Origin of the sequence: Sulfitobacter sp. HI0027 (genome assembly GCF_001634775.1) — a bacterium.
Lineage (GTDB): Bacteria > Pseudomonadota > Alphaproteobacteria > Rhodobacterales > Rhodobacteraceae > Sulfitobacter.
Genome location: NZ_LWER01000441.1, coordinates 1 through 16,508, shown reverse-complemented (window position 1 = coordinate 16,508; position 16,508 = coordinate 1). Strand labels below are relative to the sequence as shown.

At 59.9% G+C, this 16,508-nt stretch carries 18 protein-coding genes and 1 pseudogene; 10 read left to right on the top strand and 9 right to left on the bottom strand.

Going from position 1 to position 16,508, the window contains the following annotated elements:
* Nucleotides 1-451 (top strand): IS3 family transposase (locus tag A3722_RS20605; RefSeq protein WP_150120572.1); only part of this gene is annotated, 451 nt, incomplete at its 5' end.
* 58 nt (nt 452-509) lie between these two features.
* Here A3722_RS20605 and A3722_RS20600 read toward each other — a convergent pair.
* A pseudogene (locus tag A3722_RS20600) lies at nt 510-863 on the bottom strand (adenylyltransferase); the annotation flags it as partial.
* A 645-nt stretch (nt 864-1,508) separates the two neighbouring features.
* On the opposite strand from A3722_RS20600, the gene urtA reads away from it, so the two are divergent.
* From urtA to aspS, 6 genes are all read left to right on the top strand, one after another.
* Complete coding sequence (urtA, locus tag A3722_RS20595; protein ID WP_067624380.1) at nt 1,509-2,795, top strand: urea ABC transporter substrate-binding protein; 1,287 nt, start codon at nt 1,509-1,511, stop codon at nt 2,793-2,795.
* 78 nt (nt 2,796-2,873) lie between these two features.
* Nucleotides 2,874-4,802 (top strand): urea ABC transporter permease subunit UrtB, encoded by a 1,929-nt coding sequence (gene urtB / locus A3722_RS20590; RefSeq protein ID WP_067916410.1) that lies wholly within the window; start codon nt 2,874-2,876, stop codon nt 4,800-4,802.
* 3 nt (nt 4,803-4,805) lie between these two features.
* The gene (gene urtC, locus A3722_RS20585; RefSeq protein WP_067623735.1) at nt 4,806-5,987 is read left to right on the top strand and encodes an urea ABC transporter permease subunit UrtC; all 1,182 of its coding nucleotides are present in this window, start codon (nt 4,806-4,808) and stop codon (nt 5,985-5,987) included.
* A complete protein-coding gene (gene urtD, locus A3722_RS20580; RefSeq protein ID WP_067623736.1) occupies nt 5,984-6,739 on the top strand; it encodes an urea ABC transporter ATP-binding protein UrtD in 756 nt (251 codons plus the stop codon). The genes urtC and urtD overlap by 4 nt, the downstream gene beginning before the upstream one ends.
* Nucleotides 6,726-7,421, top strand: a complete 696-nt coding sequence (urtE, locus tag A3722_RS20575; protein WP_067623741.1) for an urea ABC transporter ATP-binding subunit UrtE — start codon at nt 6,726-6,728, stop codon at nt 7,419-7,421. The genes urtD and urtE overlap by 14 nt, the downstream gene beginning before the upstream one ends.
* A 158-nt stretch (nt 7,422-7,579) precedes the next feature.
* A complete protein-coding gene (gene aspS / locus A3722_RS20570; RefSeq protein WP_067623742.1) occupies nt 7,580-9,355 on the top strand; it encodes an aspartate--tRNA ligase in 1,776 nt (591 codons plus the stop codon).
* Between the two features lie 29 nt (nt 9,356-9,384).
* Here the strand turns inward: aspS and A3722_RS20565 are convergent, their stop codons facing one another.
* The 4 genes from A3722_RS20565 to A3722_RS24445 form a co-directional block, all read right to left on the bottom strand.
* Entirely contained in the window at nt 9,385-10,116 is a 732-nt protein-coding gene (locus A3722_RS20565; protein ID WP_236627484.1) for a BglII/BstYI family type II restriction endonuclease, read from the bottom strand.
* On the bottom strand, nt 10,100-10,732 hold the full coding sequence (locus A3722_RS20560) for an MT-A70 family methyltransferase (protein WP_067623744.1): 633 nt from the start codon (nt 10,730-10,732) through the stop codon (nt 10,100-10,102). The genes A3722_RS20565 and A3722_RS20560 overlap by 17 nt, the downstream gene beginning before the upstream one ends.
* Nucleotides 10,733-10,844: 112 nt before the next feature.
* Nucleotides 10,845-11,321: a hemerythrin domain-containing protein gene (locus A3722_RS20555; RefSeq protein ID WP_067623747.1), complete on the bottom strand. Its 477-nt coding sequence runs from the start codon at nt 11,319-11,321 to the stop codon at nt 10,845-10,847.
* 59 nt (nt 11,322-11,380) lie between these two features.
* Nucleotides 11,381-11,554 (bottom strand): hypothetical protein, encoded by a 174-nt coding sequence (locus tag A3722_RS24445; protein WP_161487464.1) that lies wholly within the window; start codon nt 11,552-11,554, stop codon nt 11,381-11,383.
* Nucleotides 11,555-11,705: 151 nt separating this feature from the next.
* Between A3722_RS24445 and A3722_RS20550 the strand changes: the two genes are divergently transcribed.
* Nucleotides 11,706-12,428 carry a GNAT family N-acetyltransferase gene (locus A3722_RS20550; RefSeq protein WP_067623750.1) on the top strand — a complete coding sequence of 241 codons (723 nt, stop codon included), beginning with the start codon at nt 11,706-11,708 and terminating at the stop codon, nt 12,426-12,428.
* 21 nt (nt 12,429-12,449) lie between these two features.
* Here A3722_RS20550 and A3722_RS20545 read toward each other — a convergent pair whose 3' ends face one another.
* On the bottom strand, nt 12,450-13,169 hold the full coding sequence (locus A3722_RS20545) for a response regulator (protein WP_067623793.1): 720 nt from the start codon (nt 13,167-13,169) through the stop codon (nt 12,450-12,452).
* A gap of 126 nt (nt 13,170-13,295) precedes the next feature.
* Between A3722_RS20545 and mce the strand changes: the two genes are divergently transcribed.
* Entirely contained in the window at nt 13,296-13,700 is a 405-nt protein-coding gene (mce, locus tag A3722_RS20540; protein ID WP_067623753.1) for a methylmalonyl-CoA epimerase, read from the top strand.
* Nucleotides 13,701-13,702: 2 nt separating this feature from the next.
* Complete coding sequence (locus tag A3722_RS20535; RefSeq protein ID WP_067623756.1) at nt 13,703-13,996, top strand: DUF1467 family protein; 294 nt, start codon at nt 13,703-13,705, stop codon at nt 13,994-13,996.
* On the opposite strand, the gene A3722_RS20530 is transcribed toward A3722_RS20535, so the two are convergent.
* Genes A3722_RS20530 through A3722_RS20520 form a run of 3 tightly spaced genes read right to left on the bottom strand, consistent with a single transcriptional unit; the run spans nt 13,929 to nt 16,342 of the window.
* Entirely contained in the window at nt 13,929-14,663 is a 735-nt protein-coding gene (locus A3722_RS20530; RefSeq protein WP_067623759.1) for an EI24 domain-containing protein, read from the bottom strand. The genes A3722_RS20535 and A3722_RS20530 overlap by 68 nt on opposite strands.
* Entirely contained in the window at nt 14,654-15,226 is a 573-nt protein-coding gene (locus A3722_RS20525; RefSeq protein ID WP_067623761.1) for a nitroreductase family protein, read from the bottom strand. The genes A3722_RS20530 and A3722_RS20525 overlap by 10 nt, the downstream gene beginning before the upstream one ends.
* Before the next feature lie 9 nt (nt 15,227-15,235).
* A complete protein-coding gene (locus A3722_RS20520; RefSeq protein WP_067623763.1) occupies nt 15,236-16,342 on the bottom strand; it encodes a class II histone deacetylase in 1,107 nt (368 codons plus the stop codon).
* Between the last annotated feature and the right edge of the window lie 166 nt (nt 16,343-16,508).

The following is a 16,508-nucleotide window of genomic DNA, read 5'->3' as shown; positions in this document are numbered from 1 at the left end:
GGGAAAAGTCTATCTTTCCCCAATCATCGATTGCTTCGACGGACTCGTCTTAAGTTGGACCATAGGGACCAGACCGGATGCCGATCTCGTAAACTCAATGCTTGATGCAGCGGTAGAGACCATCGCTGACAGCGAAGTGCGGCCCATCGTCCACAGCGATCGCGGAGGCCACTATCGCTGGCCTGGCTGGCTGGAACGTATCGAGGCAGCAAAGCTCGTTCGTTCGATGTCACGAAAGGCGAGTTCGCAGGACAATGCAGCATGTGAAGGCTTCTTCGGACGCCTGAAGACTGAGTTCTTCTATCCTCGCGATTGGCGAGCCTTCACCGTGGCCCAGTTTATTGACGAGGTTGATGCCTACATCCGCTGGTACAACGAAACACGCATCAAGATGTCCCTTGGTGGCAGAAGCCCGATCGAATACCGTAAAAGCCTCGGCATTATCCCGTGAAAACAGTCCAAGTTTTTGTCCGCACCCCCACCGGGTCAGTTCTCAGTGACAATCAACACCAACGGTCGGTGATGGTCATCGTCGCAAGGATCACGCCCTCTTGATCGCGCAGGGCGATGTCCTGACCGAGTTCCAGCTTTTCGGCAAAGGCTTCGCTGACGTCGAGGTTGATCGGCATGGGCCAGAGGCTGCCATCGGCCAGCCGCATGTTCTCGACCACGCCGTCATAATCTTCCTCGGACAGGAAACCTTTGAGCGGGTTGAAACCGCCGTTCATCAAAAGCTCCAGATCGCAAATCTGACGCGGGGTGAGATCAAGGCTCACCAGATTGCCGGCTTCGATCTTGAGTTTCTGCGAAGACTCGTAAGAGACATAGAGTTCGGGGATCGGCGCGAGGTTGCTGGGCATCATGACTATCACTTTTTCTAAACTTAGCAGGTGGCTTTGAATGGGGCCGCCATAGCTGCAATGCGCGTGATATGTCTATAGATTTAGTGCTCTGAGCCTGAAACTTCTTACCTGTTGCCCACTCAAATTCCTGAAAGTTAAGGGGGGCGAGGTCACAGTTTCTCCACCTCACGCCAGCGCCCAAATCGCGCTCCCGCAACTGGACTATCCAATAGATTTAGTCCTCTGACGCCCTGCAGGGCGTACTCTCACTTGCGTTGGAATGGGCAATTCCTCCCGCCCATCGTGGTCTACCCCTCACGCCTTCCCGCACCAACGTCACACGGGCCGTCCCCATCCGACATTCCGCTTCTACCGCAAAACAGCGCGCGCCCCATACGCGAGTTGCCCAAAATTTCACAGTTCGGCTGCCAACTGCCCAATCATACAGCACCCTTTCTGCGGTGCAGAAATTTCCCCGCGGTCGGGGCTTGCTGGCTCGGTCCTCTGAACTGAGGCTGTAGAGGCTCCGCTACGGGGCGTCGCGAACGGAGAAGTCCGGCAAGGGGGCCATCCGTGCGTAACTATAATAAACGCTGTGTGGAAATGCATTTGGCCTTTGGCATGCTTGCGTCTCCGCTCTTCCGCACACCAAACGGGGATACCGAAATGAGACTTTCCACCAAACGCACACTTACTGCGACCGCTGCCCTATTGATCGCAGGTTCAGCCGCCAGCGCGGAATGCGAGGACCCGATCAAGGTTGGCGTGCTGCACTCTCTGTCCGGCACGATGGCCATTTCCGAGACGACGTTGAAAGACACGATGGAGCTTTTGATCACGCAACAAAACGCTGCGGGCGGTCTGTTGGATTGCGAAATCGAAGCCGTTGTCGTGGATCCCGCCTCGGATTGGCCTTTGTTCGCCGAAAAGGCGCGCGAGCTTCTGACCGTGTCCGAGGTGGATGTCATCTTCGGCTCCTGGACATCTGTTTCGCGCAAATCCGCATTGCCTGTTCTGGAAGAGTTGAACGGCCTGATGTTCTACCCGGTTCAGTATGAGGGCGAGGAAAGCTCGCGCAACGTGTTCTATACCGGCGCGGCCCCGAATCAGCAGGCGATCCCTGCGACCGATTATTTCCTGGAGGAACTGGGCGTCGAGAAATTTGCTCTGCTCGGCACGGACTATGTCTATCCCAGAACCACCAACAATATCCTTGAACAGTACCTTTTGGACAAGGGCATCCCCAAGGAAAACATCTTCGTTAACTATACACCCTTCGGGCATTCGGACTGGTCCACCATTGTGGCGGATGTGGTCGAACTGGGGGCGGATGGCTCTCAGGTGGGCGTGATCTCGACCATCAACGGCGACGCGAATATCGGCTTTTACAAGGAGTTGGCGGCTGCCGGTATCTCGGCTGATGACATTCCGGTCGTGGCATTTTCGGTCGGGGAAGAAGAGCTTTCGGGCCTCGATACCGCTGACCTAGTCGGCCACCTCGCGGCGTGGAACTACTTTCAATCCGCAGAATCCGATGCGAACGACGAATGGGTCGCCGCTTGGAAAGAGGCGATGGGCGAAGACCGCGTGACCAACGACCCGATGGAAGCCCATTACATCGGTTTCAACATGTGGGTGAACGCGGTCACCGAAGCGGGCACCACGGATGTGGATGCGGTGCGTGCGGCGATGTATGGGCAGGAATTCCCGAACCTCACCGGCGGGACGGCTGTCATGCTGCCCAATCACCACCTCGCCAAGCCTGTCTTGATCGGTGAAATCACCTCTGACGGCCAGTTCGACATCATCAGCCAGACCGAAGAAGTGCCCGGCGATGCATGGACGGACTTCTTGCCTGAATCGGCTGTGCTGGTCTCCGATTGGAAAGAGCTTGAGTGCGGCATGTACAATACCGAAACCAAGACCTGCGTTCAGTTGACCTCAAATTACTAACGCCAACAGTCGGGCGCGTTCTCAACCGCGCCCGACACTCTTTCTAAACACTCTTTCCGTCCGAAAGCCCCATATCTCATGGTTCGAATACTGCTCAGCCTGATGTGCTTGCTGACATCCGTCAGTCTTGCATCCGCTCAGGAACTTCAGTCTGTCTTGCAGACCCACGCCGAAGAGGTGGCCAAGCCATCGCGCAAATCGGTCGGCGTTTTGCTGGACGATCTGGTGGCATCGGGCCTGCCGCAGGTTCCTGTTTTTCTGGAGCAATGGGCCGAGCGGAGCGTCTGGCAAGACGATGCAACTGGCCTGTTCTACTTTGCGAAGGAAGCCGGCGATACACTCACGCTGCGCGACGTTGATACGGGCGAAGAGACAACGGCTTCTTCGGACAGTTTCAGCCAGCTGCGCCCCAACGGCGGTGTGCGGCGTGTCATCGGCACGGCATTGGTGCAGTTCCAACTGTCTGATCCCGACCCCGAACGCCGCAGCGCCGCCCTTGAAAGCATCGCGAGACGCAGCGATGCCAGCCAGCTTGACCCGCTCTTGGCCTCGCTCGAAGGGGAGAATGATCCCATCCTGCGCGCCCGCAAACAGCAACTGAGCAATTTCTTGACCGCGCGCTTCGGAGCGGCCCCCGAGGCGCGCATTCGTGCGATCGAAAGCCTGTCTTCCGACACCTCTCTCGAAGCCCGCGCGGTGCTGAGCCAAATTCTATCTGTAACGACAGGCGTTGCGGCAGAGCAGCCCGAGGGTAACATCGCCCGCAATCTTGACCCCATGGTGGCCCCTTCGGCGAGCTATGAGACGCTGGTCGAAGCCGATCTTGCCCCTGCAATCGTGCCGCCCGGTGATATTCGTGCTGCCCTTGAAGCCAATATCGTCGATGGCCGCGTCGGCGGCATCCCTCTGGCGCAACTGGACGACCCGGACAAGCGGATGGATGCGTATCGTGCGCTTGCCGAGGCGGGGACCGTCCCGCCGTTGGTAACGCCGGATGATATCGTCACCGCCCTGCAGAATGCCGTCTTCTATGAACGCTACGAAGAGGATGACAGGGCGATCACCGACGCTGCCCGCACCACGCTTGACGCGGTTGAGACGCAGGTCGGCTGGGCGCAGACCTTTGATTTGACGTTGGACGGTTTGTCGCTGGCCTCGATTTATTTCCTCGCAGCGATTGGGCTGGCGATCACCTTTGGGCAGATGGGGGTCATCAACATGGCCCATGGCGAGTTTATCATGATGGGCGCCTATACGGGCTATGTCGTGCAACTCATCGTCCCTGACTACACGGTCTCGCTGCTCATCGCGCTGCCGCTAGCCTTTGCCGTTACCTTTGGGGCGGGTGTCGCAATGGAGCGGCTGGTGATCCGGCATCTCTACCATCGCCCGCTTGAAACCTTATTGGCGACCTTCGGCATCTCGATCGCCTTGCAGCAAATCGCCAAGAATATCTTTGGCACTCAGGCCCGCCCGCTGACATCGCCTGAGTGGCTTCGGGGCGCGCTCGTGATCTCGGATGTGGTTCAAATCAGTTACATCCGCATTGCCATATTCGTGCTGGCGCTGATCTTTCTATTTTTGCTGCTGTATATCCTCAAGCGCACGCGCCTTGGTTTGGAGGTGCGCGCGGTGACGCAAAACCCGGGCATGGCGGCTTCAATGGGCATCAACCCTGACCGCATCAATATGATGACCTTTGGGCTGGGGTCCGGCATCGCCGGGGTCGCGGGCGTCGGCATCGGCCTTTATGCGCAGGTCACCTCTGAAATGGGCGCGAACTATATCGTGCAAAGCTTCATGACCGTCGTAGTGGGCGGTGTTGGATCGGTATTCGGCACGCTGGCCGGAGCGGGGCTGATTGGCTTCCTGCAAAAGGGGATCGAGTGGTTGAACCCGTCCAACACACTGGCGGCACAGACCTACATGATCCTTTTCATCATCCTGTTCATTCAATTCCGGCCCAAGGGCATCGTCGCCCCCAAAGGCCGGGCAGCGGCGGATTGAGCCATGACCCAGACGCACAGCCAACGACGGTCTTTCATCGGCCGCAATCCTTCGGTTCTCTACTTCCTTGCCGCACTGGGTCTCTTTACAGTCCTTGTGACGGTGATGTCCGAAGCCGCCGGTACCGGTCTTGTCTCAACCTCCTTCGTCAAGACATTGGGCAAAGCCCTGTGTCTTTGCCTCGTGGCCATCGCGATGGATGTCGTTTGGGGGTATTGCGGCATCCTTAGCCTCGGTCATTTCGCCTTTTTCGGGATCGGCGGCTACGCCATCGGGATGTGGCTCATGTATGCGCGGACGGAAAACATCGTCGCGGAAAGCCTCGCAGGTCAGGTCATCCCGCCAACCCCGCAAGAGATTTCAGACGCCATCGGAAACCAGATTTTCGGTGTCGTCGGCTCATCGGAATTCCCATTGATCTGGGCCTTCGCGGACAACCTTTTTATCCAATTGGCCTTCGTCGTGCTGATCCCCGGCGCCCTTGCGCTGGTCTTTGGCTGGCTCGCATTCCGCAGCCGCGTCAACGGCGTTTACCTGTCGATCCTGACCCAAGCCATGACACTGGCGCTCGCGCTCTACCTGTTTCAGAACGACAGCGGTTTGCGTGGCAACAACGGTCTGTCGGGCCTGCAAAACATCCCCGGCTTCGCCGAAAGCGGCCAAGACGTGGTCTCCATCGTCTTTTTCCTCGCCTCTGCCTTGGCGCTTGCTCTGGGCTATCTGTTTTTCGCATGGATCACCGACAGCAAGCTGGGCAATGTCATCCAAGCCATCCGTGACGATGAATCGCGCGTTCGTTTTCTGGGCTACCATGTAGAGAGCTATAAGCTCTTCGTCTTCACCATCACCGCCATCGTCGCAGGCATCGCCGGCGCGCTTTATTACCCGCAAGCGGGCATCATCAACCCGGCTGAAATCGCCCCCATCGCGTCGATCTATCTCGCGGTATGGGTCGCCATCGGCGGGCGTGGCCGGCTTTACGGTGCGGTGATCGGTGCGGCGGTGGTCTCACTTTTGTCCAGTTGGTTTACGGGCGGCGGCGCGCCCAGCATCAATCTGGGGGTCTATACGATCCACTGGGTTGATTGGTGGCTGGTGCTGCTTGGCCTGAGCTTTGTACTTATCACGCTGTTTGCCCCCAAGGGCATCGGCGGCCTCTTTGACAAACTGGTGCGCAAGTCATGAGTTCTCTTTTGGAAATGTCCGGAATTTCGAAATCTTTTGACGGGTTTCAGGCGATCAAGAACCTTAGTCTACAGATCGGTGAGCCGGAATTGCGCGCGGTGATCGGCCCCAATGGCGCGGGCAAGACGACCTTCATGGACATCATCACCGGCAAGACAAAGCCGGATGAAGGCTATATTCTGTTTGGTGATGACAGCCGCTCTCTTATTGGCATGTCGGAAAGCCAGATCGCGATGCTTGGGATTGGGCGCAAGTTTCAAAAGCCGACAGTGTTTGAGGCGCAAACCGTGCGCGAAAACCTTGCCATGGCGCTAAAGAACCCGCGTGGTACATTCTCGGTGCTGTTCCACCGCAAGACCTCGGAAGGGGCGGCGCGGCTTGAAAAGATCGCCGATGAGATCAACCTGACCGCCCATCTCTCCCGCCCTGCCGGAGAGTTAAGCCACGGGCAAAAGCAGTGGCTGGAGATCGGGATGCTGCTTGCGCAATCACCCCGCTTGCTGCTGGTGGATGAGCCCGCCGCAGGCATGACGGCGCATGAACGCGAACACACCACAGACATCCTGAAAAAAGCCGCCGAGACCCGCGCTGTTATCGTGGTGGAGCACGACATGGAGTTCGTGCGGCGGCTGAACTGCAAGGTGACCGTGCTGCACGAAGGGTCGGTGCTGGCCGAAGGGTCGCTGGATCATGTCACCAGTAACCAGACTGTTATTGACGTTTATTTGGGGCGCAGCGATGCTGGAGATTGAGAACCTAAACCTGAAATACGGGCAATCTCAGATACTTCATGAGGTCACGTTGAACGCGCCCGTGGGGCAGGTGACCTGTGTGACGGGCACCAATGGGGTCGGCAAAACCAGCTTGCTGAAAGCCATCGCCGGGCGGCATCCTTTTTCGGGCGGGCGGATCAGCCTTGATGGTGAGGAATTGCAACCGGGCCGTGCGGCCCTGTCGGCCAAAGCGGGCGTCGGATATGTGCCACAGGGGCGCGAGATATTCCCGCTGATGACCGTTCAAGAGAACCTTGAAACGGGCTTTGCCTGTCTTCCCAAATCCGAGCACAAGATCCCGGATGACATTTTTGAGCTTTTCCCGGTCCTTGCTGAGATGAAGGCCAGGCGCGGGGGGGACTTGTCTGGTGGGCAACAACAGCAGCTTTCCATCGCCCGGGCGCTTATTGCCCGCCCTAAGGTGCTGCTGTTGGATGAACCGACCGAAGGAATTCAGCCCAATATCATCCAGATGATCGGCCACACCATTCGCCTTCTGCGGGATCGGGGGGAATTGGCCATCGTGTTGGTGGAGCAGAATTTCGAATTTGCCTACCTCAATGCCGATCATTTCCACGTCATGCAGCGCGGCAAAATCACCCAATCGATCCCAAAATCCGAAGCCCAACGCACGCAACTCTTGGACGCGCTTGCGCTATAAGTGATCGCTGTTGCCTGTCTTGCGCGCAGGCCCGGCTTGCCCGTAAGGCGCAAAACCCTTCTATTATTGTGGCGCGGCGGGGCAGCAAAGTCTTGACTTCCCGACCGTCAAACGGTGTACCTGCGCGAAACCTGAAATAGCCCTAGGAAGGGACCATCATGCACGCCTATCGCAGCCATACCTGTGCCGATCTGAGCCTTGAGAACAAGGGTGACACTGTGCGCCTGTCCGGCTGGGTGCACCGGGTGCGGGACCACGGCGGTGTGCTGTTTTTGGACCTGCGCGACCATTACGGGATCACTCAGGTCATCTGCGACCCTGACAGCCCGGCCTTCGCCGAGATGGAAAAGGTCCGCGCGGAATGGTGCGTGCGCATTGATGGCACCGTAAAGGCGCGGGACGAAAGCCTTGTGAACCCCAAGCTGCCCACCGGCGAGATTGAGGTCTATGCGCGCGACATCGAAGTGCTGGGTTCCGCTGCTGAACTGCCGCTTCAGGTCTTCGGCGAGCAAGAATACCCCGAAGAGACGCGCCTGCGCTATCGCTACCTCGACCTGCGTCGCGAGAAGATGCAAAAGAACATGGCGCTGCGCTCCGACGTTGTGACCTCCATCCGCAAGCGCATGTGGGATCAGAACTTCCGTGAGTTCCAGACGCCGATCATCACCGCGTCTTCCCCCGAAGGTGCGCGCGACTTCCTCGTGCCCAGCCGTCTGCACCCCGGCAAGTTCTACGCCCTGCCGCAGGCGCCGCAGCAGTTCAAACAGCTGCTGATGGTCTCGGGCTTTGATAAATATTTCCAGATCGCGCCCTGCTTCCGCGATGAAGACCCGCGCGCCGACCGCTCGCCCACCGATTTTTACCAGCTCGACATGGAGATGTCCTTTGTCACCCAGCAGGACGTTTTCGACACGATCCAGCCGGTGATCGCAGGCATCTTCCAAGAGTTCGGCGGCGGCAAAAAGGTCGATGAGACCTGGGAGCAGATTTCCTACAAGGATGCCGCGCTGTGGTATGGCTCGGACAAGCCCGATCTGCGCAACCCGATCAAGATGCAGGTGGTCTCGGACCATTTCCGCGATTCCGGCTTCGCGATTTTCGCCAAGCTGCTGGAGCAGGATGGCACCGAAATCCGCGCGATCCCCGCGCCCAAGGGCGGCAGCCGCAAGTTCTGCGACCGCATGAACGCCTTTGCTCAAAAAGAAGGTCTGCCCGGCATGGGCTATATCTTCTGGCGCGATCAGGGCAACGGGATGGAGGCGGCTGGCCCGCTGGCCAAAAACATCGGCCCCGAGCGCACCGAGGCGATCCGCCAGCAGTTGGATCTGGGTGTCGGCGACGCGGCCTTCTTCCTCGGTGGCAAGCCGAAGTCGTTTGAAGCAGTCGCAGGCCGCGCGCGGAACGTGATCGGCGAGGAGTTGAACCTTACCGATAAGGACCGCTTCGCCTTTGCATGGATTGTGGATTTCCCGATCTACGAGCGTGACGAAGAGACCGGCAAGATCGACTTCGAGCACAACCCCTTTTCCATGCCGCAGGGCGGGATGGAGGCGCTGCAGGGCGATCCGCTCAAGGTGCTGGGCTATCAATATGACCTCGCTTGCAACGGCTACGAACTGGTCTCAGGCGCGATCCGGAACCACAAGCCCGAGATCATGTTCAAAGCGTTTGAGATCGCAGGCTATGGCGAAGACGAGGTGCGCAAGCGCTTTGGCGGCATGGTTAACGCCTTCCAATACGGCGCCCCGCCCCACGGCGGCTGTGCTGCCGGTATCGACCGGATCGTCATGCTGCTGGCCGAAGAGCAGAACATCCGCGAAGTCATCCTCTTTCCGATGAACCAGCGTGCCGAAGACCTGATGATGAACGCGCCTTCTGAACCCACCAGCGATCAGCTGATGGAACTGGGTCTGCGGGTCATCCCGCAGGAGTGATCCTGTCTGAATGAAGCGTCATCCCCGGCTCAGTCGGGGGTGATATTGCCCGGTAGGATGCCCAGCACCAGAACCGGGCAGCCGCCGCTGCGCCCGGCGGCGATGCGACTGATAAGCTTATGGGTGCCGGTGGTGCTGGCCCCGAACTTAGCGGCTACGGTCTTGTCGGTCTCATTGCCGAATTTGTCCAAGCAATTGCCGAGCGATTTGAAAAACCCGTTCGACAGTTCGCGCGTCACGATGACGCCGACATCGATCACCCCCGCTTCGAAAAAGCTGCGAAAGGCATAGAGGTCACGGTCGTAGGTCTGGTCTTTGCTGTTCCACTCATAGTCGAAAGCAACGCGGCTGCGCCAAAAGTCGACCATATGGTTGTGGATGAAGTCCTCGCGGATGATGCGGTCGACCTCGGGGGCACTGTCGCCCTTGCCAGCGGTAAGTTGCACCAACAGATCGGCTTTGATGCGCACTTCTTCGTGGAAATTTTCGGCCGCCGCATATTGCGCGAAACGGGTGGTGGCCGACATGCGGTTGCCCCCCGGCGCGCGGATTTCATTGCGGCTGATCGTGAACTGCCGCAGCACGCGGATGATCGCGGCCAGTTCTTCGGGCGCGCGCTGTTGCAGCACGGCGGCGGCGCTGCGGTAGCTGGTGACGGAGTAGCGATCGCGCAGATCGACGGGCAGCAGGTCTTCGACGAGCCTTTCATCGTCAAAAACCGCGTCGTCGATGCGCCGCGCCAGATTACTCAGCCGCGACACTGGAATTGTAGCTGTAGGTCTTCCAATCGGGTTTGTAATCCGCCTCGGCCTGATTGCCCCAAACGGTCCAGCCCTCGCGGACACCGCGCCCGAACAGTTCGAGGTAGGGGCCCCAAGAGCAGCTTTCGATCAGGTCATATTGCTCATCCGGCTTGCGCGAATGCTCCCGCTTGCGGGTCTGCATCATGTTCACCTGACGCCGCCCGGCATCCAAGGTGCGCACGTTCTTGCCGCGCACGCCGAACAGCAAAATTTCGGTCACATTGCGGAAATAGAACCCCACGCCGCGCCCGTCACTGCCACCGTCTTTGCGGATTTTGTGCCAAATGATGTTGGATTTATATTCAAATCCCCAAGCCTTGAGCACCTGCAGCCCCTCGGGCAACAGCGCGTTCGGCACCCACATGTAACAATGCGCGCGGTCTTCGAGGTGATCGGCCACGGGCAGGGCGCAGATGTCATCAACCGTCATCGTGGGATAACGGGCCAAGCGCTTATGCTCGGGCGCGACCTTGCCGGTGCGGTTGGTGAAGCGCCACGGCGGGTCCGCCATGACGCATCCAAACCGATCTTTGCCCAGAAAGTCGCGTAGGTCTTGTGATGGATTATCGCTCATATCCAATATATTGCGTTTCCTCGGGCTTTCTTGCAACCGCTACCTGCCCAGAGGGGCTGGATATCCACAAGAACGTTAAGAGAACACGTTTATCAGGTAAGAGCGGCTTTGGTCAATCCTCAAGACTGTCTTCGCGCTTTTCCTCGATGAGCTTGGCTTCCTTTTCCTTACGCTTCAGGAACTTGTCGCCGAAGGCGTCGTTACGTTCCTCGCCGATGACCTTCTTGGCGCGGGTGAAAAGCTCGTCTTCTTCCTCGTCCATGTGATGCTCGTAGTCATGCTTGAGTTGCTTGAAACGAGTCAGCCAAGCAGAGGACGACATATCGGTTTCGCGCAGCTCTTCCATGATATCGTCAAGCTGCTGGTGTTCGTGAACCGAATGGCGCGCGTGATCTTGGCCCCATGTTTCGGACATCAGCGTAGAATAAAAGGTCTCTTCTTCGGCGGCGGCGTGGGATTTCACGTCATGGTAAAAACGGTCCCAAGCCTTGCGGCGCTCGGCGCTGTCGCCTTCGGTGTCGGCAATGGTGTTGAGCATGGCGCGGTGTTCATCATGATCTTCTTTGATCGCGTCATAGATGGAGGGCATGGGAAAAATCCTTTGGTGTTACCTGTGGGTAACGCCGAAGCCACCGGCAGGTTCCCGCCTTAAAAGACCGCGCCCTTCGCCGCTTGGCTGGCGACCTGTTGGAACAGCCCGCCTGTTTGGGCGTGAAATGCCGCCAAAGTAACGACCACCAGCCCCAGAACATTCGCGCCCACGACGATCCAATCGACCGGCTTTGCGGGTTTGGCGCTGTCCTTGGCGTGGTGCTGGGTCATCTCACCCTCCGGGGGTCGCTTGCGTTTAGCATAATGCTGCAGGCTGAATGTGGCATGAATGTGTAGCCGGGATGCCAAGACTGGGGTCTGGTGGGATTATTTCAAGTTTATTCATCTTGGCGGCCTGTAAAGCGCGGTGCATAACTTTGCTATGAACAGCAGATCAGACCCGCGCCCTGTCGGGCCCACGATAGAGAATTGGGCCGAGCCCCAACGGCCCGCCGGTGAGGTGCTCTCCGGGCGCCATGTGGTGTTGGAACCGCTTTCGGCAGAGAAGCACGCCGCGCTGCTCTACCCCGCCTATGTGGGGGAGGATCACGTTTGGGATTATCTGCCCTACGGGCCATTCTCTTCGGCGGCGCAGTATCACCGCTGGGTGCGCGATAGTGCAGCGCAAGTCGATCCGTATTTCATGGCGGTGAAAGACCGCGCGCGGGATCAATGGGTGGGCGTGGTAAGCTTTCTGCGGATCAAGCCTGAGGCAGGCAGTATCGAGGTGGGCCACATCAACTTCAGCCCCGCCCTACAGCGCACCCCCGCGGCGACCGATGCGATATTCCTGATGATGCAATGGGCCTTTGAGGCGGGCTACCGGCGGTTCGAGTGGAAGTGCGACGCGCTCAACCGTCCGTCCCGCCGCGCCGCGCAGCGGTTGGGGCTGAGCTATGAGGGTGTCTTTCGGCAAGCAACCATCGTTAAGGGGCGCAACCGCGACACGGCTTGGTTCGCCGCGATCGACACGGAATGGCCCGCGCTGAAAGAGGCGTTTGAAGCTTGGCTGTCCCCCAGTAATTTTGACGGGCAGGGGCAACAGAAGGAACGGCTTGGCGATCTGACCCGCCTTGTTCGTGTAACGCGCGACCCGATGCTTTAAGTGACCTGCCTGCCGGGTGGGTTAAATCGCAATTTTCTCAGTCAATCGGATCTGGATCATTCCGGCTATGGTCGCGGCCTCTGATCCCGCGGGTTGGCCGAGTGCGCGTTTGTGGGCCAAAGCCCTCGCCGCCTCTTCCAGCCTAAGGTCATTCGCGGAACGGGCAACGCCGCAGAGGAATTGCGCGACATAATCAAGCGTGGGCTCATCCGGTTTGCCGCCGAGGACGCCCGCGATATGGGCAATGTCATCTTGAAAGCCGATTCGGTCCGGGGAGATATCTTCATCAGGGAGGGCGCGCAGGCCCACGGGACGACGCTCTTCGGGGAGGGTTTTCAGAATGGCCTGCTGAAAGGATGACAGCGATGTAATCGGCTTCGCGATAAACCCATCGACCCCGGCCGCGCGGGCATCAGGCTCCATATGGCTGTCGCCAGAGATGGCGATAATCGTTTCCACCCGTGGCGTGCTTTGTGTGAGTTCGGCGATCAGGTCCAGACCGCTGCCGTCGGGCAGGCCAAGGTCGACCAACGCCACAGCGGGGCGATAGACCTGTAGATGGCGCCGGGCAGAGCGCAAACTATCTGCCCGCCTGATCCGCGCGCCAGAGCGTAGACAGAGCAGGCGCATCGCCTCGCAAGCGAAACGGCTGTCTTCCACCACCAAAACGGTGAGACCCAGCAGCGGTCGCTCCGCCGTGGGGGTGGGGGTGGTTCTTTCAAAAGGGTCGGTGTCGTCCATGATCGCCTCCAACAACATCTGCTACGCTATCGTTACGCCGCGTTGGCTAACGACGCGTTAACGTGACGCATTGTTGTTCAGCGGACGGGCGGGCATAAAGCTGGCAAATCACGAGGAGCACCCAAGATGATCGGACGTCTTAACCATGTGGCCATCGCCGTGCCGGATCTCGATGCGGCGGCGGATCAGTATCGCCACGCGCTTGGCGCCAAGGTCGGCGCGCCGCAGGCCGAACCGGATCACGGGGTGACCGTGATCTTTATCGAACTGCCCAACACCAAGATCGAATTGCTGCATCCTTTGGGCGATGACAGCCCGATCAATGGCTTTTTGGAAAAGAACCCGGCGGGTGGCATCCACCACATCTGCTATGAGGTCGATGACATCATCGCGGCGCGCGATCACCTGAAATCCACCGGCGCGCGGGTGCTGGGCTCGGGCGAGCCCAAGATCGGCGCCCATGGCAAGCCAGTGCTGTTCCTGCACCCCAAAGATTTCAACGGCGCGCTCGTCGAGCTTGAGGAGGTCTGAGTATGGGCATTGTTTCGGGCCTCGTGCTCTTTGCCGTTATCTGGTCGATGACATTCATGGTCGCCCTGCCGATTCGGGTGCAAACTCAAGGGGACGCAGGCGAGGTCGTGCCCGGCACCCATGCGGGCGCGCCGGCGCAGCATCATCTGGGGCGCAAGGCGCTTTGGACCACGTTGGTCGCTGCAATCATCTGGGCGATCAGCGCCACGGTCATCCTGTCGGGCTGGATCAGCGTGGCGGATATCGAAGGCTGGCTGCATCCGAATGTGGCACCAACACATGGTACAGGTGGGTAAAGGTCGCCGCTCCTAAGATCGGGATCAGCAGGTTCAGCAGCGGCACCGACAGCGGCACCGCCATCAGCACCCCGGCCAGCCAGATCGTGCCCGCATGGCGGCGGCGCAGGCGTTTCGCCTCGTCCCGGCCATGGCGGCGCAGCGCGGCGAGGGTGAAATATTCGCGCCCCAGCAAGAACCCGTTCAGCCCCCAAAAAATGAACAGCGCCGCCGGGGCGAAGAGCAGGTATAGGATCAGCGCCAGCAGGTTTGCCCCCACCAGCACGCCCATGAAGTTGACGGTATCGCGGATCGCATCGCCGATGCCGACACGGTGCGCCGGGGGCAGATGGGGGTAGTGCACCTCTTCCACCGCATCGGCCACGTCATCCAGAAACATCGATGTAATCGCCGAGGCGACAGGCACCATCAAAAAGACCGAAAGCACCATCAGCAGGATCAGCGCGCTCCAACTCAGCAGATCATCGAGCCAGTTGACCTCGCCCAGTACCGGAAGCCAAGCGTCTTCGGGCGTGATCCAATCCACCAGATAGGCAAAGCCCGCCGTCGCCGCGACCAGCAGCGCCAGCGACAGGCCCACGCCGAGCAGGACCACCTTGCGAAAGCGCGCATCGCCCAGTTGACCAAGTGCGCGGGTAAAGGACCTGAGGATCGCGCTTACAGCCATGTGGTGATCTCGTCGATGTCAGGGCGCGGGCGTTCTGGTGGGGCGGCGGTTTCGGTGCCGATATGGATGATCCCCGCGATACGCTCATGCGGGGCGAGGGCAAAGCCTTCCTCCATGAAGCCGCGGTCATGGGAAGGCCAACCGCTGAGCCAGTTTGCCCCCCAGCCTGCGGCAAGCGCCGCGTTGAGCAGCGCAAGGCAGACCGCTCCGACGGAATAGGTCTGCTCCAAAGGTGGGATCTTGGGCGAAGGCTTTTGCACTTCGATCACCGCCACGGCGAGGTTGCCTTGATCGAATTGGCCACGCCCCTTGGCGGTGTCCTCTGGCCCGAGGCCAAGGGCCGCGCCGCGTTTCTCAGCCACTTCGGCCAATCGCGCCATCGCCGCGCGGTCGATGACCACGAAACGCCACGGCTCCAGCTTGCCGTGATCCGGCGTGCGGGCGGCGGCGGTCAGAAGCGGGCGCAGCGCCTCGGCATCGGGCACCGGCAGACCAAGCGTCTTGGCAGGGCGCGAGCGGCGGTTTTGCAGAAAGGCGAGGGCGGAAGGGTCAGCTACGGGCATTGCGGTCTCTTACAGGTCCAGTTGCCACGCCATATCGTCAATCGACTGGCGCAGGAAGGCATCAAAGGCGGGAGAGGGTTGGCGGGCGTGCAGGGACCGCGCCATCGGGTCCGGCGCGTCGATCTTGCTGCCCGCAAGCGCGGCGATCGTGGCATGGCCGCAGAAGGGGACATAGGCCTCGGAATAGCCGCCCTCATGCACCAGCACGAGTTTGCCGTCGCAGAGCTTGTCGGCGGTGTCGCGGATGCGCTTGGTCATTTCGGCAAAGGTGGCGGCGGTGGCCTGCATCCGCGCCAGTGGGTCGACGATTGCCGCGTCATAGCCGCAGGCAACGATAATCATGTCGGGGGCGAAGGCCTCAATCGCGGGGATCACCACGCGGTCCATCGCGTGTAGGTAGGCGGTGTGGCCCGAGCCCGCGTGCATCGGCAGGTTGATGTTATAGCCTCCGCCAGCACCCCGCCCGCGATCTGCGAGGCCGCCGGTGTCGATCGGGTAGTTCCCCTCTTGATGCAGAGAGATCGTCAGAACGTCATCGCGGTCATAATAGATCGCCTCGGTCCCATTGCCGTGGTGCACGTCCCAATCCAGCACGACGACACGCTTTGCCAAGCCCTTGGCCTGTGCGGCCTCAATAGCGATAGCGATATTGGCCAAAAGGCAGAACCCGTTGGGCAGATCCGGCAGGCAGTGATGCCCCGGCGGGCGGCTGAGCGCATAGGCGTTGTCGAGATCGCCGCGTGCCACGGCGTCGACCGCGGCGATGGCCAGCCCGGCAGACAGCGCGGCCAGCTCATAACCGCCACGGGCGAAGGGGACCGCATGGCCCAAGTCTCCGCCGCCTGCATCAGAGAGACGCTTGAATTCATCGAGGTAGCTTTCGGGATGCACCCGTGCCAGCGCTTCACGGCTGGCCGGGGCGGCGCTGCGGGTATCGAGTTCGTCGAAGAGCCCCGTTACCTCCATGAGGTTTTTCATGCGGCGCTTGGTCTCGGGGTTTTCCGGCAGGCCGCCGGCCGCGAGGGGCTGCACCAGCCCGCCGACCGGCATGGTAAAGGCGTAGTTCCCGCCTGCGTGCCAGAAGCAGCGTTCGTCCCAAAAGAAACCTGTGGTCATCGTGTGATCCCCTTCATCCTTGCGGGGAAGGTGGCGCAGGGCAGCGGGATTGTCCATGGCGGGAAGGGTTCACACGGGCGGTGGTGCGTGGGGTGGGTGCGGGATTCGGTATTTCTAAAAGGATGAAGGGGGCAGGGGAACTCTTTGAGCGGCGCTGCGGTCAGTT

Coding starts and splice junctions, on each gene's coding strand:
- A3722_RS20545 (WP_067623793.1), bottom strand. CDS start 13,169: ATGGACGACACCGACCCTTTTGAAAGAACCACCCCCACCCCCACGGCG.
- urtB (WP_067916410.1), top strand. CDS start 2,874: ATGGTTCGAATACTGCTCAGCCTGATGTGCTTGCTGACATCCGTCAGT.
- mce (WP_067623753.1), top strand. CDS start 13,296: ATGATCGGACGTCTTAACCATGTGGCCATCGCCGTGCCGGATCTCGAT.
- A3722_RS24445 (WP_161487464.1), bottom strand. CDS start 11,554: ATGACCCAGCACCACGCCAAGGACAGCGCCAAACCCGCAAAGCCGGTC.
- urtD (WP_067623736.1), top strand. CDS start 5,984: ATGAGTTCTCTTTTGGAAATGTCCGGAATTTCGAAATCTTTTGACGGG.
- A3722_RS20520 (WP_067623763.1), bottom strand. CDS start 16,342: ATGACCACAGGTTTCTTTTGGGACGAACGCTGCTTCTGGCACGCAGGC.
- urtE (WP_067623741.1), top strand. CDS start 6,726: ATGCTGGAGATTGAGAACCTAAACCTGAAATACGGGCAATCTCAGATA.
- A3722_RS20530 (WP_067623759.1), bottom strand. CDS start 14,663: ATGGCTGTAAGCGCGATCCTCAGGTCCTTTACCCGCGCACTTGGTCAA.
- A3722_RS20560 (WP_067623744.1), bottom strand. CDS start 10,732: ATGAGCGATAATCCATCACAAGACCTACGCGACTTTCTGGGCAAAGAT.
- aspS (WP_067623742.1), top strand. CDS start 7,580: ATGCACGCCTATCGCAGCCATACCTGTGCCGATCTGAGCCTTGAGAAC.
- A3722_RS20535 (WP_067623756.1), top strand. CDS start 13,703: ATGGGCATTGTTTCGGGCCTCGTGCTCTTTGCCGTTATCTGGTCGATG.
- urtA (WP_067624380.1), top strand. CDS start 1,509: ATGAGACTTTCCACCAAACGCACACTTACTGCGACCGCTGCCCTATTG.
- A3722_RS20525 (WP_067623761.1), bottom strand. CDS start 15,226: ATGCCCGTAGCTGACCCTTCCGCCCTCGCCTTTCTGCAAAACCGCCGC.
- A3722_RS20550 (WP_067623750.1), top strand. CDS start 11,706: ATGAACAGCAGATCAGACCCGCGCCCTGTCGGGCCCACGATAGAGAAT.
- urtC (WP_067623735.1), top strand. CDS start 4,806: ATGACCCAGACGCACAGCCAACGACGGTCTTTCATCGGCCGCAATCCT.
- A3722_RS20555 (WP_067623747.1), bottom strand. CDS start 11,321: ATGCCCTCCATCTATGACGCGATCAAAGAAGATCATGATGAACACCGC.